The sequence below is a fragment of the Chromobacterium sp. INPA-IVC genome (genome assembly GCF_059047085.1).
Genome location: NZ_JBTNLS010000001.1, coordinates 461,753 through 485,705, shown reverse-complemented (window position 1 = coordinate 485,705; position 23,953 = coordinate 461,753). Strand labels below are relative to the sequence as shown.

The 23,953-nt window shown below is 65.0% G+C and carries 21 protein-coding genes and 1 riboswitch; of the genes, 9 read left to right on the top strand and 12 right to left on the bottom strand.

Translation table 11 applies throughout. The features are described 5' to 3' along the window. Positions 1–29 precede the first annotated feature (29 nt). A complete protein-coding gene (locus ACX17K_RS02025; protein ID WP_493773472.1) occupies positions 30–950 on the top strand; it encodes a LysR substrate-binding domain-containing protein in 921 nt (306 codons plus the stop codon). Here ACX17K_RS02025 and ACX17K_RS02020 read toward each other — a convergent pair. The 3 genes from ACX17K_RS02020 to ACX17K_RS02010 all read right to left on the bottom strand — a co-directional run bounded on the left by ACX17K_RS02020 (position 947) and on the right by ACX17K_RS02010 (position 4,582). Next, complete coding sequence (locus ACX17K_RS02020) at positions 947–1,654, bottom strand: hypothetical protein (RefSeq protein WP_493773471.1); 708 nt, start codon at positions 1,652–1,654, stop codon at positions 947–949. The genes ACX17K_RS02025 and ACX17K_RS02020 overlap by 4 nt on opposite strands. A 275-nt stretch (positions 1,655–1,929) precedes the next feature. After that, positions 1,930–3,141, bottom strand: coding sequence for a M24 family metallopeptidase (locus ACX17K_RS02015; protein WP_493773470.1), 1,212 nt, complete (start codon positions 3,139–3,141; stop codon positions 1,930–1,932). A gap of 67 nt (positions 3,142–3,208) precedes the next feature. Continuing rightward, a complete protein-coding gene (locus ACX17K_RS02010; RefSeq protein WP_493773469.1) occupies positions 3,209–4,582 on the bottom strand; it encodes an MATE family efflux transporter in 1,374 nt (457 codons plus the stop codon). Positions 4,583–4,697: 115 nt separating this feature from the next. Between ACX17K_RS02010 and ACX17K_RS02005 the strand changes: the two genes are divergently transcribed. Next, positions 4,698–5,345 (top strand): TetR family transcriptional regulator, encoded by a 648-nt coding sequence (locus ACX17K_RS02005; RefSeq protein WP_493773468.1) that lies wholly within the window; start codon positions 4,698–4,700, stop codon positions 5,343–5,345. Here ACX17K_RS02005 and ACX17K_RS02000 read toward each other — a convergent pair. The 5 genes from ACX17K_RS02000 to ACX17K_RS01980 form a co-directional block, all read right to left on the bottom strand. Next, entirely contained in the window at positions 5,316–6,407 is a 1,092-nt protein-coding gene (locus ACX17K_RS02000) for an ABC transporter permease (RefSeq protein WP_493773467.1), read from the bottom strand. The genes ACX17K_RS02005 and ACX17K_RS02000 overlap by 30 nt on opposite strands. 4 nt (positions 6,408–6,411) lie before the next feature. Further along, complete coding sequence (locus ACX17K_RS01995) at positions 6,412–7,524, bottom strand: ABC transporter permease (RefSeq protein WP_493773466.1); 1,113 nt, start codon at positions 7,522–7,524, stop codon at positions 6,412–6,414. Further along, on the bottom strand, positions 7,521–9,239 hold the full coding sequence (locus ACX17K_RS01990; protein ID WP_493773465.1) for an ATP-binding cassette domain-containing protein: 1,719 nt from the start codon (positions 9,237–9,239) through the stop codon (positions 7,521–7,523). Before ACX17K_RS01990 ends, ACX17K_RS01995 begins: the two co-directional genes overlap by 4 nt. Then, positions 9,236–10,216, bottom strand: a complete 981-nt coding sequence (hlyD, locus tag ACX17K_RS01985; RefSeq protein ID WP_493773464.1) for a secretion protein HlyD — start codon at positions 10,214–10,216, stop codon at positions 9,236–9,238. Before hlyD ends, ACX17K_RS01990 begins: the two co-directional genes overlap by 4 nt. Positions 10,217–10,384: 168 nt before the next feature. Further along, entirely contained in the window at positions 10,385–10,885 is a 501-nt protein-coding gene (locus ACX17K_RS01980; protein ID WP_046158107.1) for a metal-dependent hydrolase, read from the bottom strand. Between the two features lie 282 nt (positions 10,886–11,167). On the opposite strand from ACX17K_RS01980, the gene ACX17K_RS01975 reads away from it, so the two are divergent. Continuing rightward, positions 11,168–12,082 (top strand): TIGR02285 family protein, encoded by a 915-nt coding sequence (locus ACX17K_RS01975; RefSeq protein ID WP_493773463.1) that lies wholly within the window; start codon positions 11,168–11,170, stop codon positions 12,080–12,082. 3 nt (positions 12,083–12,085) lie between these two features. Here the strand turns inward: ACX17K_RS01975 and ACX17K_RS01970 are convergent, their stop codons facing one another. After that, a complete protein-coding gene (locus tag ACX17K_RS01970; protein WP_493773462.1) occupies positions 12,086–13,720 on the bottom strand; it encodes a methyl-accepting chemotaxis protein in 1,635 nt (544 codons plus the stop codon). Between the two features lie 200 nt (positions 13,721–13,920). Between ACX17K_RS01970 and ACX17K_RS01965 the strand changes: the two genes are divergently transcribed. The 4 genes from ACX17K_RS01965 (at position 13,921) to ACX17K_RS01950 (ending at position 17,154) form a co-directional block, all read left to right on the top strand. Beyond that, complete coding sequence (locus ACX17K_RS01965; protein ID WP_493773461.1) at positions 13,921–14,520, top strand: PadR family transcriptional regulator; 600 nt, start codon at positions 13,921–13,923, stop codon at positions 14,518–14,520. 9 nt (positions 14,521–14,529) lie between these two features. Beyond that, on the top strand, positions 14,530–15,330 hold the full coding sequence (locus ACX17K_RS01960; protein ID WP_493773460.1) for a siderophore-interacting protein: 801 nt from the start codon (positions 14,530–14,532) through the stop codon (positions 15,328–15,330). Positions 15,331–15,648: 318 nt separating this feature from the next. Further along, a complete protein-coding gene (locus ACX17K_RS01955) occupies positions 15,649–16,659 on the top strand; it encodes a BMP family lipoprotein (RefSeq protein WP_343478837.1) in 1,011 nt (336 codons plus the stop codon). Between the two features lie 141 nt (positions 16,660–16,800). After that, entirely contained in the window at positions 16,801–17,154 is a 354-nt protein-coding gene (locus tag ACX17K_RS01950; RefSeq protein WP_347372004.1) for a hypothetical protein, read from the top strand. A 3-nt stretch (positions 17,155–17,157) separates the two neighbouring features. On the opposite strand, the gene ACX17K_RS01945 is transcribed toward ACX17K_RS01950, so the two are convergent. Together ACX17K_RS01945 and acnB are read right to left on the bottom strand one after the other, a co-directional pair. Beyond that, a complete protein-coding gene (locus ACX17K_RS01945; protein WP_493773459.1) occupies positions 17,158–17,838 on the bottom strand; it encodes a GNAT family N-acetyltransferase in 681 nt (226 codons plus the stop codon). Positions 17,839–17,858: 20 nt separating this feature from the next. Further along, positions 17,859–20,447: a bifunctional aconitate hydratase 2/2-methylisocitrate dehydratase gene (gene acnB, locus ACX17K_RS01940; RefSeq protein WP_493773458.1), complete on the bottom strand. Its 2,589-nt coding sequence runs from the start codon at positions 20,445–20,447 to the stop codon at positions 17,859–17,861. 190 nt (positions 20,448–20,637) lie between these two features. Between acnB and gcvA the strand changes: the two genes are divergently transcribed. Beyond that, complete coding sequence (gene gcvA, locus ACX17K_RS01935) at positions 20,638–21,537, top strand: transcriptional regulator GcvA (RefSeq protein ID WP_493773457.1); 900 nt, start codon at positions 20,638–20,640, stop codon at positions 21,535–21,537. Between the two features lie 39 nt (positions 21,538–21,576). Then, positions 21,577–21,643, top strand: a riboswitch (Fluoride riboswitch). 78 nt (positions 21,644–21,721) lie between these two features. Continuing rightward, the gene (locus ACX17K_RS01930; protein ID WP_493773456.1) at positions 21,722–23,038 is read left to right on the top strand and encodes a voltage-gated chloride channel family protein; all 1,317 of its coding nucleotides are present in this window, start codon (positions 21,722–21,724) and stop codon (positions 23,036–23,038) included. Here the strand turns inward: ACX17K_RS01930 and ACX17K_RS01925 are convergent. Next, complete coding sequence (locus ACX17K_RS01925; RefSeq protein ID WP_493773455.1) at positions 23,035–23,823, bottom strand: substrate-binding periplasmic protein; 789 nt, start codon at positions 23,821–23,823, stop codon at positions 23,035–23,037. The genes ACX17K_RS01930 and ACX17K_RS01925 overlap by 4 nt on opposite strands. Positions 23,824–23,953 lie beyond the last annotated feature (130 nt).

Here is a 23,953-nt window from a genome sequence, read left to right as displayed (position 1 = left end):
GCGCCGGACGGACTGGCAAGGAGACGAATATGGGCATGGCACTTCCCCCGTTGTCGGCGTTGCGCGCCTTCGTCGCGGTGGCCCGGCTGGGCTCGGTGGTGGCGGCTGCCGAAGAGCTGCACGTCACGCATGGCGCGGTCAGCCACCAGTTGCGCTCGCTGGAGGAATATCTGGGCGTGGCGTTGCTCAACCGCAAGGGGCGCCGCACCAGCCTTACCGAAGAAGGCCGCATCTACGCCTACCAGATTCGGCAGGCGCTGGACAATGTCTCCCTTATCAGCGACAGGCTGAGGAAAAGGGGCGGCGCGCAACGGCTGCGGGTGTCCGTGCTGCCCTCCTTCGCCACACACTGGCTGGTTCCGCGACTGGGTGACTGGTTGCGGCATCACCCCGATCTTGGGCTAAGCCTGGATGCGTCGATGGCGTTTGCCGACTTCGAGCCGGAGGCGCTGGATTGCGCGATACGCTTTGGACATGGCGACTGGCCCGACGTGCATGCCAGGCGGTTGATGGGCGACAGTTTGCTGCTGGTGGCATCGCCCCGATTGTTTCCGGAAGGCGTCCCTTCGCTGGCTCGGGCGCTGGAAGCGCCCATCCTGCAGGCCAGCGAAAGCTGGGAAAGCTGGTTGGCGGGAGCGGAAGGCTGCCTCCCGCCACTCTCTCCGCCAGCGCTGGAGTTCACCGACTCCACGCAGATGCTGGAAGCCGCGCGCCGAGGCCTGGGCGTGGCGCTGACCCGCCGCTCCATTGCCGACGCGTTGCTCCGTCGCGGCGAACTGGTCCTGGCCAGCGAGCGGGAAGCCGCCCACTCATCCGCCTATTATCTGGTCTGGCCGCACCGCAGCCATGGATCGCCCCGGCTGGCGCGATTTCTGGATTGGCTGCTGTCGCAGGCGGAGGATTTCCAACGGAGCCTGCCAGGGCAGGCTCCGCCCGCCTCATCCCCTTAGCCGCGGCTGCCGTGAGGATGCGGCGCCAACAGCCGGCTCAGACGGTTCAACAGCATGCGTCCGGTGGCGTGCGCCATGCAACCCAGCGTGATCGGCACCAGCGTCAGCAAACCATGACCTTTGGTATAGCCGGGGTTGCTGTGGATGTAGAACTGGGCCGCCGAGTTGGGGCTGGCCTGCCACAGCTTGCGGTCGCCCTCGTTGTCCCGCGTCTGCCAGCCCACATGGACCACGCCCGGCTTGTCCGGGTCCACCGGCTTGAGGCCGAACAGCCGCGCCAGCTGGCCGATCACGCCGCCGTAATCCAGCTCCGAGGATTGCTGCGCGCTGGGCCATACCCGGGTGGCGTACTTGTCCAGCAGCATATAGCTGGATGGATGCACCAAAGCGCCCAGATAATAAATCCTGCGGCCAGGACGGGTCAGGCGGTAAGCCAGCACCTGGCGGCAAACGAATGGCGCGTTGCGGTTTTTGCCGCGGTAGGCGCGCATCAGCCCCGCCTCCATCCGGATCACGGTGGATTGTCGCCCTTCCAGGTTTTGTTCGAAGAAATGGATCGCGCAATAACCGACCGATTGTCCCTGCGCGTTCTTATGAATCAGAATGCGCGTTTCGTTGGCTTTGGAATATACGACATAGCTGGCGAAATCCTCCTTGCTGACGCCGTCGAATATATCACAATGCACCAGATATAACTCATCCACCAGTTTTTCCCTGTCGGGCGCATCCATCAAGGCCGGCGCAACGACAACGGATTTTCCCATTTCAGACATGTTAGCCCCTATTTTATTTGAATGGAAAATATCACTTTCACTGCTAATAACATGAAATTTATTGCAATAAAATGGCAAATATTCGCTGCAAATATTAATTCAAACGTTTGAGTGACTGAAATAGGAAAAAAGGCCAGTCAAAGACTGGCCTAGTTATATTTTTATGGGTTTAATTTTATTGATGAAAATCTGAGAGGATATATTTTCTAGGCTGAAACCATTTTGCGGATGAAATAGCCTTTCATTCTCTGGGCCGGCTTGGCGGCCGCAATGGTCAACGCTTCCAGCCCCACCGCCGCTTGGCCGGTCAGGTTGATCCAGCCCTCGTCGGTGACGGCCAGCGTATCGGAATGGCGGTAGCCTCCCTCATTCGCCAGATAGATGCCCGGCTCTATCGATACCACCATGCCGGCCTGCAATACATCGGCGCTGCCCTGCGCCAGCCAGGGCGCTTCGTGATTGCCCAAGCCCAGGCCATGGCCGCAGCGGTGCAGCCGCAAGCGCCAATCGCCGAAGCTCCGGTCTTGCAGGAAATCGTTGACCCTTTCGTCGATCTCGCCGCAGGCGACGCCAGGCCTCAGCATGGACATCGCCAGACTGCGCGCTTCGCCCATCAGCTGGAAACGCTCGCGCTGGGCGGCGGTGGGCGCGCGGGTGAAGAAGGTGCGTTCGCATTCGGCGGTGTAGCCGTCCAGGCGTACGACGGAAATCACCACGTGGGGGCCATCCTTCAGCCGTTGCGACAACTGCGGAATCGCATGCGGCTGCGCGCTCAGCGGCGCCGGCCAGGGCGCAAGCAGCACCCGGGTGCACAGCGGGTCGAAATCCGGCTCCTCGCGGATGATCCGCCGCAGCAGCTGCTGGCCGGTGGCATAGCCCTCCGCTACGGACACGCCGTCGTAAACGCCGCGCAGCAGCTGGTTCACGCCATCCGCCGCGTAGCGTCCGGCGCGAGCCAGCTTGGCGATCTCCCATGGAGATTTGACCATCCGTATCCGGTCCAGCGCGTCGTCGGCGCGGCCGCCCAGCGATTGCATGAATTCGGCGTGGTGCAGCGGCGTGGCGGGATCGAAGGCGAAGCGGTCGCAAAGCAGCGGAATCAGCGCGTCCTCCCAGCGCTGCCCCGCCGGCGCCGGGTACTCGCGGTAGCTGTGAACATCTTCTTCCGCGACATTCCAGGCCTGCTTCAGGTGCGCATGCTCAAGCTGGGGCACCAGCAGCTTGCGCTTGCCGCTGGCGGCGTCCAGCATCAGGAAGAACGGGCGCTCCAACGGTTCGTAACTGATGCCCGACAGGTAGTAGATGCTCTCCGTGCCGCTGGCCACATATTGCTGGATGCCGGCCTCCAGCAGGCGGTTGCGCAACAGTTGGTCGCGGCGCGCCATCTCCTGCTGGCGTGGCTGTTCGAAATGCGCCATATCGTCCCCCTCCCATTTCTGGATTTGAGATATCAATATGACATAAATCAAATATCATTTCCGTCTGTTATGCATGTCGAACGCCGACTGCGCCTTGCAACTGGTCGAATTGCTTCCATAGCAGCGCGGCCACCGCCAGACCCAGCACCAGATTGACTAGCGGCATCGCCAGCCAGACGCCGTCTAGCCCCATGGCCATCGGCAGCAATGCCAAGGCGGGCAGCAGCAGCACGGTTTTGCTTATGGTCACGCCCAGCGCCAGCCGGGTCAGCGCCATGGCTTGCAAGGCTGTCGCGCCGACGATGACCAGCCCATCCAGCGGCATGGCCAGCAGATGCAGGCGCAGCGCGCGGCTGCCGGCTTCTATCAGTTCGCTGCTGCCGTCGCTGTACCAGCCGGCGATCCAGGCGGGAAACAGCTGGACCGCCGCCCATGCGGCCACGCCGATGGCCAGACCCACTTTCAATCCATGCAGCAAAGCCGCGCGCGCCCGTTCGGGCTGACCTGCGCCGATGGCGTGCCCCAGCAGCGGCTGCATGCCCACCGCCAGGCCGTGGATCACCAGCGTGAACAGCGACTCGCTATAGCCCGCTACCGCATAGGCGGCCACGCTCAGGTCGTCGCCCCACACCAGCAGCTGGCGGTTGTGCGCGAACAGCAGCAGCGCCAGGTTGAGCTCCATCAGCAGGCTGGGGGCGCCCAGCGCCAGGATGGGCCACAAGCCCTGCCAGTCCGGCCGCAGCCGCCCCAGCTGGATGCGCAGCGCCGCGCGCGGGCTGAAAAAATACGCCAGGGCAAGAAGCAGCACCACGGCCTCGGCCAGCAGCGTGCCGACGGCCGCGCCGGCCAGGCCCTTGCCCATCACGCCGACGAACAAATAATCCAGGCCGATGTTCAGCAGCGCGCCCAGCGTCATCAAAGCGGTGGACAGCTTGGGCCGTCCGTCGTTGCGCACTAGGTAGGTCAGGAGCATCGGCCCCATGGTCAGGCCGGCGCCGGACAGCATCAGCAGCAGATAGCCGCGCGCCTGTTCCGCCACCTGAGGCTGGACATCGGCCTTCAGCCAGGACAGCAGCATATCGATATTGGGCAGGCCCAGCGCGGGGATCAGCGCGCTCAGCAAAATCAGCAGCGCCAGCGCCGCCAGCAAGGTGCCGCGCGCGGCGCGCATGTCGCCGGCGCCTTGCTGGATCGCGATCCGGGTGGCGGCGCCCATGCTGATCATCGCGCCCAGGCCCACCTGCAGCATCACCAGCGGATAGGCGAGGTTGATCGCGGCCAAGCCGTGGCTGCCTACGTAGTGGCCGACGAAAATGCCGTCTATCACCGCATACAGGCCGGTTACCAGCATGCCGGCGATGGAGGGGATGGCGTAGCGCCAGAACAGCGTGGAGACGGGAAGCGTGTCCAGATCACGGATGTGGGTATTGGTATTCTGCATGGCGTCGTTACAGTAAAGAGCGATGAGGAATGGCCATTCTAGCATTTAATTAATCACGCATGATTGATTAAATAATGACACAATGTGACGGACAATGACATGAAAGAAGAGACGGATGGCCCGCAAAACCAAGGAAGACTCGCAGAAAACCCGGGACGCGATACTGGATGGCGCGGAGCGGGTGTTTCTGGACAAAGGCATCGCCAACGCCACCATGGCCGAGATCGCCGATGCGGCGATGGTGTCGCGCGGCGCGGTGTATGGGCATTACGACAACAAGATGGAAGTGTGCCAGGCGATGATAGACCGCGCGTTCGCGCTGGACGCGCTGCGCTTCCCCTCTCAAGGCGAATCCGCCGGCGATACGCTGCTGGCGGCCGGCGTTTACTACCTGGCCCAGTTCCTGGAGCCGGGTTCGCCGCAGCGGGTGTACCAGATCCTGTATCAGAAGTGCGAGCAGATCGAGGAAAACCGCAGCGTGCTGCGGCGACGCGAACTGGCGGACCGCTTGACCACGCACTACGCGCGCAGACAGCTGCGGCGGGCCATCGCCCAGAACGAGCTGCCCGCGTCGCTGGACATCGGGCTGGCGGCGGACTATCTGGTCTGCCTGTTCCTGGGCTTGTACGAGCTGCTGGAGGCCAGTCCCGATGCCCTACCCCGCTGCGAACGGATCTTGCGCGGCGCGCTGCAGGGGCTGCCGCACGCGGCCAGCATCATGCGCCGGCCGCCGCTACTCGACATGGCGCCGGAAACGCCATAGCGCCAGACTCAGCGTGGCCACGGCGATCAGCCACAGCGGCAGCAGCCACGGCCAGGCGTCGGCGAAGCCATAGTCTTTCAGGAACACTCCCTTCAGGATGGGGATGAAGTAGCTGAGCGGATTGATCCGCGCCAGCCATTGCAGCGCGTCCGGCATGTTCTCGATCGGCGACACGTAGCCCGACAGGATCACCGCCGGCACCATGAAGGAAAACACGCCCAGAAACGCCTGTTGCTGGGTTCGGCAGATCGACGAAATGAACAAGCCTACGCCCGCCAGCGCCAAACCGTAGCTGGCCATGCTGATCAGCAGCAGCGCGATGGAGCCGCCAAAGGGCACTTGGTAAATCCAGGCAGCGGCGATGGCGATCAACCCTCCCTGCAGCAAAGCCACCAGCACGCCCGGCACTGCCTTGCCCGCCATCACATAGGCCGGCGTAAGCGGCGACACCAGCAGTTGGTCGTAAGTGCCCTCCTCGCGCTCCCGCGCCACCGACAAGGCGGTGACGATCAGGCAGCCTATGGTGGTGATGATGGCCACTAGGCTGGGCAGCACGTGCCACTGGAACTCCAGATTGGGGTTGTACAGATTGCGCACCGACAGTTGCGGCCCCGGGCCGGCGCGCTCCTGTTGGTAAGCGGCGACCACTTGCCCGATATAGGCGCTGGCGATCTGCCCGCTGTTGGAGCGGCGGCCATCCACGATCACCTGCAGCGCGGCCGGCCGGCCGGCGGCCAGCGAGCGCGAAAAATCCTGCGGAAACACCACCGCCAGCAGCGCGCACTGCCGGTCGATGCAGTCTCGCAGCTCATCGTAGCTGCGCATCGGCGCCACATGGTCGAAAGTGGCGCTGGCCGCCAGCCGCTTCACCAGCTCTTGCGAGGCCGCGCCGGCATCCTGGTTGTACACCGCCAGGCTGGCGTGCTTGACCTCCAGCGTGGCGGCGAAGGGGAATACCACCAGTTGCAGCAGCACCGGCACCACCAGCAACAGACGCCCCTGGCGATTGCCTGCCAGCGCCTGCAGTTCCTTGATGATCAGCCACAGCAATCGTTGCCACATGGCTTCAGTCCAGCGTGCGGCGGGTTTTGCGCACGGTCTGCCCCAGCCAGAACGCGCCCAGCAGGATCAGGCTGGCGGCGTTGAACCACAGCAGCGATGGAATCACCCCGGCCTGGAACAGCGTCTGCAGCGTGCTGGCGAAATAACGCGCCGGCAGGATGCGCGTTAGCCATTGCAGCGGCGCCGGCATGCTGGAAATCTCGAACACGAAGCCGGACAGCATCAGCGCCGGCAGGTAGCCGGCGGTCAACGCGGCCTGGGCGGCGTCGAACTGGGTGCGCATCACCGTGGACAGGAACAGGCCCATGCCCAGCGCGTTGGCTAGGAACAGCGAGGACATCAGCCACAGCAGCCACAGCGGCCCGCGGAACGGCACCCGCATCACGAACACGGCGACGATCAGGCATAGCAGCATGGCTGCGATGCCCAGCGCGTAATACGGCAATATCTTGGACAGCAGCAGCTCGGCGCGGCTCACCGGCGTGGCCAGCAAAGCTTCCATCGTGCCCCTCTCCCATTCCCGCGCCACCACCAGCGAGGACAACAGCGCGCCGACGATGGTCATCACGATGGCGATGGTGCCGGGTACCAGGAAATTGGGGCTCTCAGCGCTGGGGTTGAACCAGAAGCGCTGGCGGATATCGATGGCTGGCGTGATGGCTTGGGCGCGCTCGTCGCCTTCGGCCTGTTGCCAGCGCAGCCAGGCGCCCTGGACATAGGCGGCGACGAAGTTGGCGGTGTTCGGCTCCGCGCCGTCAGTCAGCAATTGAACCGTTCCCCGCCCGGCGATCCAGTCGCGGGAAAACCCCTCCCGAATCACCACCGCGCCGCGTATCTTGCCATGGGCCAGTTTTTCCTCCATTTCCGGACGGGAGCGCAGCGGCTGCACGTCCAGCGCCGGCGTCGCGTACAGCGTCGCGGCCAGCCGTTGCGCGGCGCCGCCGCCATCCTCGCGCAGCAAACCCAGCCGGATGTGGGCGGAGTCCAGATTCACCGCGTATCCCAGGATGAACAACAGCGCCACCGGCAGGATGAAGGCGATCAGGATGCTGCTGGGGTCGCGGACGATCTGATAGCTCTCCTTGCGGCACAGCGCGGCCAGGCGGCGCAGGTTCATCGGTCGGCCTCCTCCACCAGCTGGATGAAGGCATCCTCCATCGTCGGATCGGTCAAGGCCGCGCTCTCCACGCGGCGTTTGAGCGCGTCCGGCGTATCCAGCGCCAGCAGCCGGCCGCGATAGACCAGCGCGATGCGGTCGCAGTATTCAGCCTCGTCCATGAAATGGGTGGTCACCAGCACGGTGACGCCCTTTTCCGCCAAACCGTTGATGTGAGTCCAGAACTCCCGGCGAGTGACCGGATCGACGCCGGAGGTGGGTTCGTCCAGAAACAGCAGCGGCGGCTCATGCATCACCGCGCAGGCCAGCGCCAGCCGTTGCTTGAAGCCCAGCGGCAGCTCGCCGGCCGGGCTGTCCATGTGCGGCCCCAGGCCGAATACCCGCTCCATCTGCGCCACCTTGTCGCGCTGCGCCTTACCCGCCAGGCCGTAGACGCCGGAGAAGAACATCAGATTGCGCCGCACCGTCAGCTGCGCGTACAGCGAAAACTTCTGCGCCATATAGCCCAGCTGCTGGCGGGCGGCGCTGGGGCTGGCTTTCAAGTCCAGCCCCATGACCAGCGCCTGCCCCTCGCTGGGCTTGAGCAGGCCGCACTCCATCTTGAAGGTGGTGGACTTGCCGGCGCCATTCGGCCCCAGCAGGCCGAACACCTCGCCGCGGCGCACCGCGAAGCTGATGTCGTCGGCGGCGCGGAAGTCGCCGAAGCGCTTGCTCAGCCGCCGGGCCTCGATCACCGCTTCGTCGCCGCGGCGCGGCAGGTCGGGCATCACTTCCGCCAGCGCCGAGTCTCCGCCCGGGCCGCCGCCCAGCAAGCTGATGAACGCGTCCTCAAGCCTGGGCCGGGCGGGCTGCAGTCTGGCATCCGTGCCCGCCTCCGCCGCGGCCAGGTCGGGCCAGCGATTTTCGTCGCGCAGCAACAGGCGCAGGCTGTGGCCCTGTATCGTGCCGTCCATCAGCTCCGGTTGGCGCAACAGGCGCTGCAGCAGACGCCGGCGGTTGCCCGCGATGCCGGCCAGTTGCAGGCAGCGCCCGGCCAGCGGCGCGGTCAGTTCGGCGGGCGGCCCGCCGGCGCGGATCCGGCCGCCGGCCATCAGGTAGACCCTGTCGCAGGATTCCGCCTCGTCGAGGTAGGCGGTGCTGAGCAGCACGGTGATGCCGTCAGTCGACAGCGCGCGGATCAGCTTCCACAACTCGCGCCGGGAGATGGGGTCGACGCCGACGCCGGGCTCGTCCAGCAGCAAGGCGCGCGGCCTGCCCAGCAGCGAGCAGGCCAGGCCCAGCTTCTGCTTCATGCCGCCGGACAGCTTGCCGGCGTGGCGGCCCGTGAACGGCGCGAGGTCGGTCAGCGCCAGCAGGCGCGCGAAGTCCCGCTCGCGCTCGGCGATGGGCACTTCCCGCAAATCGGCGTACAGATCCAGGTTTTCCTGCACGGTCAGATCTTCGTACAGGCCGAACTTCTGCGGCATATAGCCTATGCTCCGCCGCAGCGCGTCCCTATCGGCGACGGGGTTCAGCCCAGCCACGCTCGCCTCCCCCGCGCTGGGCGTCAGCAGGCCGGCCAGCATGCGCAGCAACGTGGTCTTGCCGGCGCCGTCCGGCCCCACCAATCCGGCCACGCAGCCGGGCGGGATGTCCAGATCCACGCCGGACACCGCATCCGCCGCCGCGCCGGGAAAACGTTTGCCCAGGCCCGCGGCGCGGATGGCGGCGCTCACTGCGCCAGCCTCACCATCACCGGCATGCCCTGGCTGAGCGCGGCGTCGGCATCCCCGACCACCACGCGTATCCGATAGACCAGCGCTGTGCGCAGATCGGGCGTCTCCACCGACTTGGGCGTGAACTCGGCAGTCGGGGACACGAAACCCACCACGCCGCGATAGGTCTTGTCCGGGCGGCTGTCGCTGGATACGCGCACTTCGGTTCCGGCGGCGAACTTACCTAGCTGGGCTTCGCCCACATAGGCGCGGACCCATACCGGCTGGCGCAGCGACAGCGTGAACGCCGGGGTGCCGGCCTGGACCATGCTGCCGGCCTCCACCGCGCGGGCGAGGATGATGCCGGCGCTGGGGGATTGCAGGCTGGCGTCTTTCAGGGCCAGCCGCGCGGAGGCGACGCTGGCCCGGGCCTGTTTCAATTGGGCGTCGGATTCGGCGATCTCCTCGGGCCGAAAACCGGCGACCAGCGCTTTCAGCTGCTGGGCGGCGGCGTCGCGCTGGGCGAGCGACTGATCGCGCTGCGAGCGGGCGGCCTCCAGCAATTGCCGGCTGCTGCCGCCAGCCGGCACCAGATCACGCTGGCGCCGGTATTCGCTCTCGGACTGGATCGCGGCGGCCTGGACCGCCTCCAGCCTGGCGCGCGCCTGGGCGATGTCTTCGCTGCGGTTGCCCTTGCGCATCAGCGCGTTGCGCGCCGCCAACGCGGCCTCGTTGGCCAGGGCGGCGTTTAGGCTGTTCTTCAGCGGCTCCACGTCCAGCCGCGCCAGGATCTGCCCCGGCTGTACGCTGTCGCCTTCGTCCGCCTGGACGGAAGCCAGCCGGCCGGAAACGCGGAAGGCCAGCGCCACTTCGCGAATGTCGACGTTGCCGTACAGCGTGCCCTGGCGAGCGGCCTCGGCCTCCCGCTGGTAAAGGTAATAGCCCCCGGCCAGCGCGGTCGCCAGCAACAGCGCCGCGGGCGCCATCCATTTTTTCATTCCGTCCCCTGTTCCGGCCGGCGGCAGGCGCATCCGCCATTCGGCCTCGCCGCCCAAGCAGTCAGGATGCGGCGGCTACCCGATAGCATACCCGCGCGGAGCCGCCGCGCATGGCATTCCGCGCGCGATCCGGAAGCCGGAACGATTTCCGGGGCGCGGATGCAACAGCTAGAGCGCGCGCGACATCAGGAAACCCGCCCCGAACCACAGCAGCACCGTCATGATGGGTTCGGCCATTTTGGGGCGCAGCAGCATCAGCGGCGCCCGGAAACGCACCCGGATCGGCCACAGCAGCGGAATGCCGGCGGGCGTCAGCCAATCGCCCACCAAGTGGGAGGCGTAGCCGACGCACAAGCCCAGCACCATGGGCATCGCATGGCCCAGCCGCACGTCCCAGCCATGCAGGCAGGCGGCGCTGGCGTAAAACACGCCGACCACCGCCAGCAGGCTATGAGTGATGCCGCGATGGCCGAACAGATAGGCGATGGGGCGGGAAAGAAAGGGAATGCGCCGGCCGAGCCAGCTCTGGGGGTGGTCGATGTCCGGCAGCAGCGAGCCGGCCAGTCCGCCGGCCAGCAGCAGCACCGCCATCATGGCGGGCAAGTGCAGGATCAGCGCCGCGGACACCGCGCAGAACGCGCCGAATGCGACGTGGGTGGCCACCATCATGGCGCCACCCCGCCGCGGAAATTGTCAGTCATTATTGTTGTTGCCTTTGCGGCCTGTTGCTTCGTTGTTCTGCCGCGCGCTTGCGCGGGGCGCACATGCTACTGCAGTCCCGCGGCGGAAGCAAAAGCGGCCATCTGAAAAGCCCAGTCTGAGCCGTTGCGGCAAGGCAGGCTGCGCGAAATCCGTCAGTAAGGCAGGAACAGACCGTCCGCCGAGGAATTGGTTGCTGAAAATCGACGGTCTAGAATGAATTCAGCGGCCTGGACGCCGCGTGGAGTGTCGATGCTCGTGTTCCCGCCCGCCATCTCGTGGCGCAATCTGGCTCGTTTCGCCCTATTGGCGCTTGCCGCCGCCGCGGCCCAGGCGGGCGAGCCCTACCAGATCACCTGGGTGCTGTCCGACTGGGCGCCGAACTTCATCATTCGCGACGGGAAGCCCACCACCGGCCAGAACGACATTTATCTCAAGCTGATCATCGCGCGCTGGCCGGAGGCCGAGCATAGTTTCATGGTGATGAGCACCGCGCGCAGCACGCTGGAGCTTCAGCGCGGCAGCCAGTTATGCAGGATGAACCTGATTCCGACGCCGGAGCGGGAGAAGTACGCCTTTTTCACGCTGACCCACATGCAGTTGCCGCTGCGGCTGGTGATCCGCAAGGAGGCGGCGGCGCAAGCGCCGCTGAACGAGGCGGGAGATGCGGTGCTGGACAAGCTGATCCGCAAGCCCGGGCTGCGCGGCATCACCGCCGCCGGTAGAAGCTACACCGCTGAAATCGACCGCCTGCTGGCGGAGCGCAAGGGCGGATCGAACGTCAGGGAGATTCCCAATCTCCCGTCCAACGACGGCTTGTTCAAACTGCTGGAATTGGGGCGCGCCGACTACACGCTGGATTACGAACCCAACTTCAAATACCGGGATGAACAGAGCCGGGAGCACCCGCTGACCAGCCTGCCTATCGCTGGCGCGGCGCTGATTCCGGTGGGCATCGCCTGCCCGCGCACCCGCTGGGGCAGGATGGCCGTGATGAAGATAGACCAGCTGCTTAGCGAAATCGTTGCCGATCCTGCCTACCGACAGGCGCAGGACCGCTGGCTGTCTGCCGAATCCGCTCAGCGCTACCGCGCCGAGCTGGACCGTTTCTACCGCCAGCGCGCGCGGGCTGCCGACCCCGCGCGTTACTCGCTGGCCAGGCCCTGAGCGTCACACCTGGAATTGCGCGACCGATAGCCTGAGGTTGCCGGTCACTTCGTCTATCCGCTGTATGCTTTCCGACGCCTGGGTAGCGGCGACCGCGTTGCCGGACGCCACCTGCGCGATCTGTTCGACGTGGCGGGCGATGTCCTGGCTGGCGGTGCCCTGCTCTTGCAGCGCGTGCGAGATGTCGTTGACCACCTGCACCACCTGGCTGGCGCTGCCGCGGATCTGCTGGATCAGCTCGCCGCCCTGCTCCGCCAGCTCCAGGCCGGTTTTCACCTTGGCCACCGTATCGCTCATATTCCTGCGCGACAGGTCGGAGCTGGCCTGGATCTCCGCGATCATGTCCGCCGTCTGCTCGGTGGCCTTGGCCGTGCGCTCCGACAATTTGCGCACCTCGTCAGCCACCACCGCGAAGCCGCGGCCGGTTTCGCCGGCGCGCGCCGCCTCGATCGCGGCGTTCAGCGCCAGCAGATTGGTCTGATCGGCGATGTCCTTGATTACCTGCATGATGTTGGAGATGGTGGAGGTCTTGCTGGCCAGCTCGGAAATGGCGGCCTCGGTCAGGTCCACGGTGGCGCTGATGCCTTGCATTTCCTCCACCGCGCGCGCGATCACCTGGCTGCCGGCTTCGGACAGGTGGCCGGAGTCCTGCGATACCGCGCGGGCGTCGGACGCGTGCTGGGCGATATGGTTGATGCTGACGGTCAGCTGCTCCACCGAGGCCGCCATCGCCGCGGCGCCTTCGCTCTGCCCCTGGGAGTTGCCGGCCACCATGCGCGCGCCGTCCACCACGTCGGCGTTCAGACGGCCCAGCTCTTCGGCGTCGCGCATGATGTCGCCCACCAACTGGCGAAGCTGCCCCTGCATTTCCCGGATATGGGCCAGCAGGCTGTCCTGATGACCGGCGCCCACCAGTATTTCCCGGTCAAGCTTGCCGGCGGCGATCTCGCGCACGATGTCGGCGGCTTCGGACGGCTCCGTGCCCAATTCCCGCATCACGCTGCGATACACCCACCAGCCAAGCGACAGGCTTACCGCCATGAACAGCAGCACCTGCGCGCCCACGCTCAGCAGCTGCCGCGTCAACGTGGCGTTGATGTCGTCTAGGTAGAGGCCGGTGCCCACGACCCAGCCCCAGCGCGGCGTGCTTTGGAAATAGGCGAGCTTGGGCTGGGGCGAGCTGGCGCCCGGCTTGTCCCATACGTAGTTGACAAAGCCCTTGCCGCCGCCGCTGCGCATGGTTTGTTCGAACAGCGCGCCGATATTGGCGCCGGCGCCGTCCTTGACGCTATGCATGTCTTTGCCGACCAGCTTGGGATTCATGCCGTGGGACAGCCACTTCAAATTGCGGTCCAGCGTGAAGAAGTACTCGTCGCCGTCAAAGCGCAGCCTCGCCAGCTCCTGCAGGGCCATTTTCTGCGCCTCCGCCTCCGGCACCAGTCCGGCGGCGGCCTGCTCCTCATGCATCGCCACCAGGCTGGCGGCGTTTTCCACCTGGGTGCGCACCTGATCGTGCCGGTCATCCATCATCTGCTGACGCAGGGCGTTCATCAACAAGGCGCCCAGCACGCAGACCAGGACGATCGCGCTGACGGTCTGCAGCAACAGCCGCCGTTTCAAGGAAAGGGTTCTGGCCATGTTTCGCTCACGGAATTTGTAAACAACTGCCAACGATAACCGATGCCATTATTCAATTTCAATATTCAAATGTATTTTATTGATTTTTGTCATGGAAACGGCGTTCGGATTTAAGCTGCGCGGCGAATCAACTCTTCCGCTTGACTTTGTATCTTACGATATATATCGTAAGACATATTACCCAGTGAAGAGGGCCAGCCATGCCATGTAATCCATACCGACATCCGATTCGCCGCATGCTGCGGGCGATGCGCGGATCGCACCGTCGCGGCGGCGATGACGGCGCGCTGGCCCGCGGACGCAAGTTCGGTTCCGACGATCTCCAGCTGCTGTTGCTGGCGCTGATCAATGAGCGCTCCTGTCATGGCTACGAACTGATCAAGGAGCTGGCCTCCCGCTCCAACGGCTATTACAGCCCCAGCCCGGGCGTGGCGTATCCCGCCCTCACCCGGATGGAGGAAGCGGGCCAGGTTACCGCCGCCAGCCACGGCAAGCGGAAGTGCTACGCCATCGCGGAGGCCGGCCGGGAACGGCTGGCTCTCCATCGCGAACACGTGGAGCTGACGCTGGCCAAGCTGACCCATATCGGCCGCAAGATGGAGCTGGCGCGGCGCGCCTACGCCGGCGAGGAAATCGGCGAGGACGGCGTAGCCGGCTGGACCCGCGAGCTGATCGAGGCCAGGCGTGCGCTGAAGCACGCGTTGCTGCTACGAGACCAGGCGGAGCCTGACGAACAGCGCCGCATTGCGGCCATCTTGCAACGCGCCGTCGCCGAAATCGCCGGCGCGGAAAAATCCTGAGGAAATCTTATGAATACCGAACTTGAGATCCAACGCCTGCGCCATCCGCTGCGCTTCCGCCTGTTGCAGGTGGCGCGCGTATCGCGGCTGTCGCCTTCCATGCTGCGCATCACCCTGGTTGGCGATGAGCTGGACGGCTTCATCTCCGCGTCTTTCGACGACCATGTGAAGCTGTTCTTCCCCGAGCCCGGCGCCGAGCAGCCGACCTTGCCCGCCATTTCCGAAGACGGCGGCATCCGCTTCCCGGCCGACAAGCCCAAGCCGCCGATGCGCGACTACACCCCGCGCCGCTACGACGCGGCTGCCGGAGAGCTGGATATCGACTTCGTCGTCCACGCCGGCGGCATCGCCGCCGACTGGGCCTTGAGCGCCAAGCCTGGCGACAAGCTGGGCATCGGCGGTCCGCGCGGTTCGCGCGTCATCCCCTCCGGTTTCGACTGGCACTGGCTGCTGGGCGACGAGTCCGCGCTGCCGGCCATTGCCCGCAGGCTGGAGGAATTGCCGGACGATGCGCGAGGCTTGGCGCTGATCCTGGCGGATAGCCCGGATTGCCGTTTCGAGCTGGCCGCGCCGGCAGGCGTGGAAGTCGTCTGGCGCTACCGGAGCCGGAGCGAGGGCCTTGAACAAGCGCTGGACGGGCGCGACCTGCCCTCTGGCGCCGGCTTCGTCTGGGCGGCGGGCGAAAGCGGCGAGATGCGTCCCATCCACCAGCAACTGAAGCAGCGCGGCCTGTCCAAGGACAGAATGCGGGTGGCGGGCTACTGGAAGCGCGGCGACGCCGGCGCGCATGAAAGCATCAGCGAGGAATAGCGGCCGCGATGCGATCCGCATCGCGGCGCGCGCGGGGCGATCCGCATCGCGGCGCGCGCGGGGCGAATGCCGAAAGGCTGATCCGGCGGTTTTTGCGCGCGTTTCGTCTATATTGGTTTACACGAGGGGTGGCGCTGGGTAGAATTTCGCCGCTTCAATGGGCGGGTTGCATGCGCGGTCGTAAGACGGTGCGGCGCCCGCCTCGTCGCATCCTGCCGCGCGAGGCCTCCCTCTCCCCGGCACGGCATGTCCCCTCGTTGAAGCGCCCGCGAAAGACTCGCGGGCAAGCCATCTCGAAAACTACTACTAGAAAAGCTGATGAAAATGACGTTTGCGATCAAGACCGCAGGATGCGCCGTAGCCGCCGCCCTGCTCGCCGGCCCCGCGCTGGCCAAGGACTTCAACGTGGCCGTGGTGTACGACCAGGCTGGCAAGTTCGACAAGAGCTTCAATGAAGCGGCCTATACCGGCGCCGAACGCTTCAAGAAAGAGTTCAAGATCAATTACCGCGAAGGTCAGCCCAGCAACGACGCGCAGAAGGAGCAAGTGCTGCGCAATATGGCGCGCAAAGGCGCCGACCTGGTAGTGGCCGTGGGCTTCGCCTACACCCAATCGATCGAGACGGTGGCCAAGGAATTCCCGAACACCAAGTTCACCCTGGTGGACTCGGTGGCCAAGGGCGCCAACGTGCAGAGCATCGCCTTCAAGGAACAGGAAGGCTCCTTCCTGGTGGGCATGGCCGCCGCGCTGAAATCCAAGACCGGCAAGGTGGGCTACCTGGGTGGCATGGACGTGCCGCTGATCCGCGCCTTCGGCTGCGGCTACGCGCAAGGCGCGCGCTACGTGAACCCGAAGGCCGTTGTGCTGCAGAACATGCTGGGCACCACCCACACCGCCTTCAACGATCCGTCGCGCGGCAATGAGCTGGCCAAGAGCCAGTTCGACCGCGGCGCAGACGTGATCTTCGCCGCCGCGGCGCTGTCGAACGTGGGCGTGATCCAAGCCGCCAAGGCCTCCGGCAAGTACTACATCGGCGTGGACAGCAACCAGAACTACATGCAGCCTGGCACCGTGCTGACCTCCATGGTCAAGCGCGTGGACAACGCCGTGTACGAAACCATGCGCGACGCCAAAGACGGCAAGTGGAAACCCAGCACCAAACTGATGGGCCTGAAGGAAAACGGCGTGGACTGGGCGCTGGACCAGTACAACCGCGCGCTGATCACGCCGGAAATGGAAAAGAAGATCGTCGCCGCGCGCAAGGACATCATCGCCGGCAAGATCAAGGTGGTGGACTACCGCGCAGCCAACAGCTGCCCGGTGAACTGAGCCTTGCCGGATCCGATTTGCAAAAAGCCCCGCATGCGGGGCTTTTTTTATTGCCCAGTCGTTTCGGCTTTCTGCGCAAATGCCCTGTTTATGGTATTCTTGCGCCCCCTCGTTTATTTTGCCGTGACCTGTCACTCATCAATGAAAGACCCTTGCGATCACTACACCTTCGACCTGATAGGCGGGGTGGCCAAAAAACCGGGCCGCAAACCGCTGGGCGAACGGGCGATGACGGTGGCCGAACGCAAGCGCCGCAGCCGTGAGCTGCGCCGAAACCGGTTGCAGGAGTTGTCGGTGACCGTGGAGCTGAGCCGGGACGCGCAGAAGTCTTTGGACAAGATGATCGAGTGGTGGGGCGTCAGCAAGAAAGAGGCGATCAACCGCGCGCTGATGATCGCCTGCCAGTCGCAAACCGGCCGCACCGGCAGCCTGTTCGAGCTGGAGCTGGGCATGCAGTTGCCCGCCAAGGCGTCGCGCCGCAAAGCGCCGCGCTGATGCTCAGATAAACTCCCCCGGCGGCAAATCCAGATTGACCGCCGCGCCGCGGAACGACGCTTCCGCCGCCCTCGCCCGCTCCGACAGCAATTCCAGCACCACGACCTTGCCCAGTGCGTCGCTGCGCAAGGCGTTTTCTTCGTTGTTGGCAATCAGCACGACGTCGGCAGCCTCCCATTCCGCCGACCGCCGGTAAAACGGCAACAGCTTCGCATCGCAGGAGAACGCGGCGATGTCGTAGCGGCCACAGGCTCTGAGCCAATCTGAAGCGGCGGCCACCACGCGCTCGCCCAGGCCGCGGCCGCGCATTTCCGGCAGGGTGGCGACGCAGCTGAGGGTGCCCAGCGAGAATTCCGCCGCCTGATGAATGATGGTTTTGCCAAATACCGACGCGTAGGCGGCAAGCCGGCCATTGTCCGCAAGCCAGAACGCGCGGGCTTCCAGCGCCGGCCGGTGCAGCGTTTCGTCCGGATCGGGCTCGCCCTCGCATTGATAGGCCAGATGCAGCATGGCGTTGATCTCCCGGCGCAAGGCCGGCGGCAGATCCTGATACGGCGCGCTTGTGACTTCCATATTGGCTTCGTTTTCTTGACGCATTGCGACGGACGGGTTGGTCCGCAGAATCCCCAGCCAAGTTCCCGTAAAAAAACGCCGCCCGCCCTCACGGGCGAACGGCGCTATCACCAAGGCAATCGATTCGGCTATCAGGCCTTGCTGGCGGCCAGCTCCTGATATTCGGCGATCTGGTCGAAGTTCAGGTACTGGTAAACTTCCGCGCTCTTCTCGTTGATGATGCCGATATTAGCTTGGTACTCCTCAACGGTCGGGATCTTGCCCAGCTTGGAGCAGATCGCGGCCAGTTCCGCCGAGCCCAGGAACACGTTGGAGTTCTTGCCCAGACGGTTCGGGAAGTTGCGGGTGGAGGTGGACATCACCGTCGCGCCTTCGCGCACCTGAGCCTGGTTGCCCATGCACAGCGAGCAGCCCGGCATTTCCATGCGGGCGCCGGCGCGGCCCAGCACGCCGTAGTGGCCTTCTTCGGTCAGCTGCTTGGCGTCCATCTTGGTCGGAGGAGCGACCCACAGCTTGACCGGGATGTCGGCCTTGCCTTCCAGCAGTTTGGACGCGGCGCGGAAGTGGCCGATATTGGTCATGCACGAACCGATGAACACTTCGTCGATCTTGGTGCCGGCCACTTCGGACATGAATTTCACGTCGTCCGGGTCGTTCGGGCAGGCGACGATAGGTTCTTTCACATCGGCCAGGTCGATGTCGATCACCGCGGCGTATTCGGCGTCGGCATCGCCCTTCAGCAGCTGGCCGTTGGCGATCCACTCTTCCATCGACTTGATGCGGCGCTCCAGCGTGCGCGCGTCTTGATAGCCGTCGGCGATCATGGTCTTCATCAGCGTGATGTTGGAACGCATGTATTCGACGATCGGCTCTTTGTTCAGGTGCACGGTGCAGCCGGCGGCGGAGCGTTCGGCGGAGGCGTCGGTCAGCTCGAACGCCTGCTCGACCTTCAGATCCGGCAGGCCTTCGATTTCCAGGATGCGGCCGGAGAAAATGTTCTTCTTGCCGGCTTTGGCCACGGTCAGCAGGCCTTGCTTGATCGCGTACAGCGGAATAGCGTTGACCAGATCGCGCAGGGTCACGCCCGGCTGCAGCTTGCCCTTGAAGCGCACCAGCACCGACTCCGGCATGTCCAGCGGCATCACGCCGGTAGCGGCGGCAAAGGCCACCAGGCCGGAACCTGCCGGGAAGGAGATGCCGATTGGGAAGCGGGTGTGGCTGTCGCCGCCGGTGCCGACGGTATCCGGCAGCAGCAGACGGTTCAGCCAGCTGTGGATCACGCCGTCGCCCGGACGCAGCGATACGCCGCCGCGGGTGGAGATGAAGGCCGGTAGTTCCTTGTGCATCTTCACGTCCACCGGCTTGGGATAAGCGGCGGTGTGGCAGAACGACTGCATCACCAGGTCGGCGGAGAAGCCCAGGCAGGCCAGATCCTTCAGCTCGTCGCGGGTCATCGGGCCGGTGGTGTCCTGCGAGCCGACGGTGGTCATCTTCGGTTCGCAGTAGGTGCCCGGGCGCACGCCCTTGCCTTCCGGCAGGCCACAGGCGCGGCCGACCATTTTCTGGCCCAAGCTAAAGCCCTTGCCGGAATCGACCGGAGCCTTCGGCAGGCGGAACACGGTGGAGGCCGGCAGGCCCAGCGCTTCGCGCGCTTTCGAGGTCAGGCCGCGGCCGATGATCAGGTTGATGCGGCCGCCGGCGCGCACCTCGTCCAGGATCACTTCGGACTTCAGCTTGAATTCGGAGACGACAGCGCCGTTCTTCTCGATCTTGCCGGCGTACGGGTAGACGTCGATCACGTCGCCCATTTCCAGCTTGGACACATCCACTTCGATCGGCAGCGAGCCGGAGTCTTCCTGGGTGTTGAAGAAGATGGGCGCGATCTTGCCGCCCAGGGTCACGCCGCCGAAGCGCTTGTTCGGCACGTAGGGGATGTCCTGGCCGGTGGCCCACACCACCGAGTTGGTGGCGGATTTGCGCGAGGAGCCGGTGCCGACCACGTCGCCGACGTAGGCGACCAGATGGCCCTTCTTCTTCAGATCATCGATGAACTGCATCGGGCCGCGCTTGCCGTCTTCTTCCGGTTTGAAGGCCGCGTCGGCGCGGGTATTCTTCAGCATCGCCAGGTAGTGCAGCGGGATGTCCGGGCGGCTCCAGGCGTCCGGAGCCGGCGACAGATCGTCGGTATTGGTCTCGCCCGGCACCTTGAACACGGTGACGGTGATTTTCTGCGCCACTTCCGGGCGGCTGGTGAACCACTCGGCGTTGGCCCAGGACTCGACCACTTCCTTGGCGACGGCGTTGCCCTTGTCCATCTTCTCCTTCACATCATGGAAGGAGTCGAACATCAGCAGGGTTTTCTTCAGGCCGGCGGCGGCGATCTTGGCGACGGAAGCGTCGTCCAGCAGGTCGACCAGCGGCTTGATGTTGTAGCCGCCCAGCATGGTGCCCAAGAGCTCGGTGGCCAGTTCGCGCGAAACCAGCGGCGACTTCACGCTGCCTTCGGCGACGGCGGCCAGGAAGGAGGCCTTGACCTTGGCGGCATCGTCCACGCCCGGCGGCACGCGGTGGGTGATCAGGTCGACCAGCATGGTTTCCTCGCCCTTGGGCGGGTTCTTCAGCAGTTCGACCAGTTCTTCAACCTGCTTGGCGGACAGCGGCAGGGGCGGAATGCCCAGCGCGGCGCGCTCGGCTACGTGCTGACGGTAAGCTTCTAACATGACTCGAGACCTTCTTGGCTTAAGGTTGTCGCAGGCCTGGCGGTTTGCCGCCAGTCTCCACTTGCAGGGTCTGCATCGCTCCCGGCTCATCGCGCCGGAATATGCACTTTGTAGTGACTGAAGATTACGCTGTTCGGCGCTTGCATACAAACGAGTAATCGCAACATGGATTGTGAGATAAAATCACAACATGAGCACCTACCCCCCTCTTAATTCATTGCGCATTTTCGAGGCTGCGGCAAGGCTGGAAAGCTTTTCCGCCGCCGCCGGCGAACTCTTCGTCACCCATGGCGCTGTGAGCAAACAGATTAAGCAGCTGGAAGATTGGCTGGGCGTGCCGCTGTTCGAGCGCAGCGGCGGACGCGTCAGGCTGACCGACGCCGGCTGGCGCTATCTGGTGCAGGTGCAGGACGGCCTGGATCTGATCGCCAACGCCACTGCCCAGTTGCTGCAGCCCAACCGCCAGCGGCGGCTCTCCATCAACTCCACGCCCACTTTCGCCGCCTATTGGCTGCTGCCAAGGTTGGAGCGTTTTCGCGAGCGTTTTCCTGATCTGGAGCTGCATCTGGCCACTTCGGACCGCGATCTGAGCCGGCTGGATTCGCCGTTCGACATCGCCATCCGCCGCGGCCCCGGCGATTGGCCGGGCTACATCGCCAAGCCATTCCTGAAGGAGTGGGAGCTGCCGCTGTGCAGTCCGGCGCTGCTGGACAAGCTGCCGCTGAATCGCCCGGACGACCTCATCACCCATACGCTGCTGCACGCGGACACTCGCCCCACCGCCTGGCCGCGTTGGCTGACGCTGGCCGGCGTCCCGGAGCTGAAACCGGCCAGCAGCATGCATTTCGACAAGTTCTCGCTGGCGCTGCAAGCTGCGATAGACGGGTTGGGCGTGGTGTTGGGGCCCATGCCGATGGCGCAGGCGCTGATAGACGCGGGCCGGCTGGTGTCTCCGCTGCCGGCGCCGGTGGTGACGGTGCGCGACTATTGCTGGGTGGCGCCGCGCATGTCGGCGGAAGATGCCGCCGTGGCGACCTTCTGCCGCTGGCTGGAAAGCGAAGCGGACAAAGTCGGAACTTCGCCGCGCTGAGCCCGGGCTTGCCTCTGCATCGTTTCGGCCAGTACAATCGGCGCAAGCGGAGATGGCATGCCTCCCGTAACCGCCTCGCAAAGAGGCTGATGATGCCTACAGTATTCCTGGACCGGGAAGCTGTAGGCCTGCGCCTCAAAGCATGCCCGTCCAGACGATTGCCATCACAACGCATTGGACGCCCATGAAACACCCTCTTCTTTCGGAAAGATTTTCCGCCCTGCCCCATATCGGGAAATGGCTGCTGTTGTCCGCGCTGGTCGCCGCGCTGACCGGCAGCGCTTCCGCTCTGTTTCTGTTTTCGCTGGATTGGGCCACGCAAACCCGCCTGAGCCACCCCTGGCTGATCTGGCTGCTGCCGCTGGCCGGTTTCATGGTCGGCTTGGCCTACTGGCGGCTGGGGCGCGAGGTGGAGGCCGGCAATAATCTGTTGATCGACGAGATTCACGATCCGAAAAAAACCATCCCGTTGCGGATGGCGCCGCTGGTGCTGATCGGCACCGTCGCCACTCATTTGTGCGGCGGCTCGGCTGGCCGGGAAGGCACCGCGGTGCAGATGGGCGGCGCGCTGGCCGACCAGGTCCACAAATGGCTGCCCCTGCGGCGGGAGGATAGGCGCATTCTGCTGATGGCCGGGATCAGCGCCGGCTTCGCCTCGGTATTCGGCACGCCGCTCGCCGGCGCGATCTTCGGTCTGGAAGTGCTTGCCATCGGGCGCCTGCGCTACGACGCGATTCTGCCCTGCTTGGCGGCGGCCATCCTCGGCGATCAGGTGGGACTGTTCTGGGGCGTGCATCACACCTACTACCGGATTCCCTTCATCCCCGCGCCAAGCGCCTGGGGATTGAGCGCGGCGGTGCTGGCGGGCATTGCCTTTGGCCTGGTCGGCAAGCTGTTCGCCGAGTCCGTTCATGGTTTGGCCGGCGGTTTCAAGCGCTTTATCGCTTTCGCGCCGCTGCGGCCGCTGATCGGCGGCGGCGCGGTCGCGATCGCAGCCTCGCAGATGGACGCGCAGGCCTATCTGGGCCTGGGCATCCCCACCATCGTGTCCGCCTTCCAGCAGCCGCTGCCTGCCTATGACTTCATCGGCAAGCTGGGCTTCACCGTGGCGACGCTGGGGTCGGGATTCAAGGGCGGGGAGGTCACGCCGCTGTTCTATATCGGCGCGACGCTGGGCAACGCGCTGGCGCCGTGGCTGCATTTGCCCTTTCCCTTGCTGGCGGGCATGGGCTTCGTCGCGGTGTTCGCGGGCGCGGCGAATACGCCGCTGGCCTCCACGGTGATGGCGATGGAGCTGTTCGGGCCGGAAATCGGCGTTTACGCCGGGTTGGCCTGCGTGGTCAGTTATTTGTGCTCGGGACACTCGGGCATCTACCGCTCGCAGCGGGTGGGCGTGGCCAAGCGGCGCGGCGTGCCGGAAAACATCCGGCTGGCGGAGTGGCCGGCATTGCGGCGCGCCGCGAGCCAGAAGGCGCGCGCGTCGGAGCGCGGCGCCGGTTAGCGCGCCGGCCCGGGAGGCAGGCCGATCAGCTTCACTTCCATCGGCGCGACGTCCCGCGGCAGCCACTTGTTATAAGTGCGCTTGTAGGTGCCGTCTTTCTTGATGGCCGCGAAACCGTCCTGCCAGCGTTTGACCTCTTCGGCCGGCGTGCCGCGGGAAAAGGCGAGGTAGAGTTCCAGCGACTCCAGCACGCGCACCACCTCCACCGAATCGGCTGGTTGATGGATGTCCTTCAACACCGAGGAGACCACGAAGCCGCCCTCCACCCACATGTCGTAACGGCCCATCAGCATCTTTTGCGCGGTCAGTTGGGGCGTCGGCGCCAGGTCCACCTCCACGAAACCGGCGGCGGAGGCCGCATCGGCGAAGATGCTGCCGCGATAAGCGCCCACCGGACGCTGGTAGATGCCGGCGCCCAGCGCCAGCAGCTTGGCTGCCTCGCCCTTGCGCGCCAACAGCACGGTTTGCGACACGGCGATCGGCCCCAGCAAGGTCATCTGTTTTTCCCGCGCCTCGCTGCGGCCGACAGTGAACAGCATCACGCCGGGATTGGTCAGCAGTTCCTTGTAGCCGCGCGCCCAGGGCACGACATCGATCGGACTGTTGTCGTGGATTCGGGCCTGAATGCTTCGCACCACTTCTACTGCCATGCCGTCGGCGATCCCGTTATGCTGGAAGGTGATGGGCGGCCATTCTTCGGTGTAAATGGTGATCGCCGGCGCTTGAGCCGACCAAGCGGACAAGCTGAGCAGCAGCAAGGCAAGGATAAAGGCGCGGACCGGCATGGCATTCTCCTACGTATAACTATCATTTTCTTGATAGCCGCCGGCCGCCCCGCCTGCCGGCTTATTCGCTATAATGCCGCGTTGTGCCGCCAATCCGACGGCATTATCATTCGCGCACCTACCCATCCTA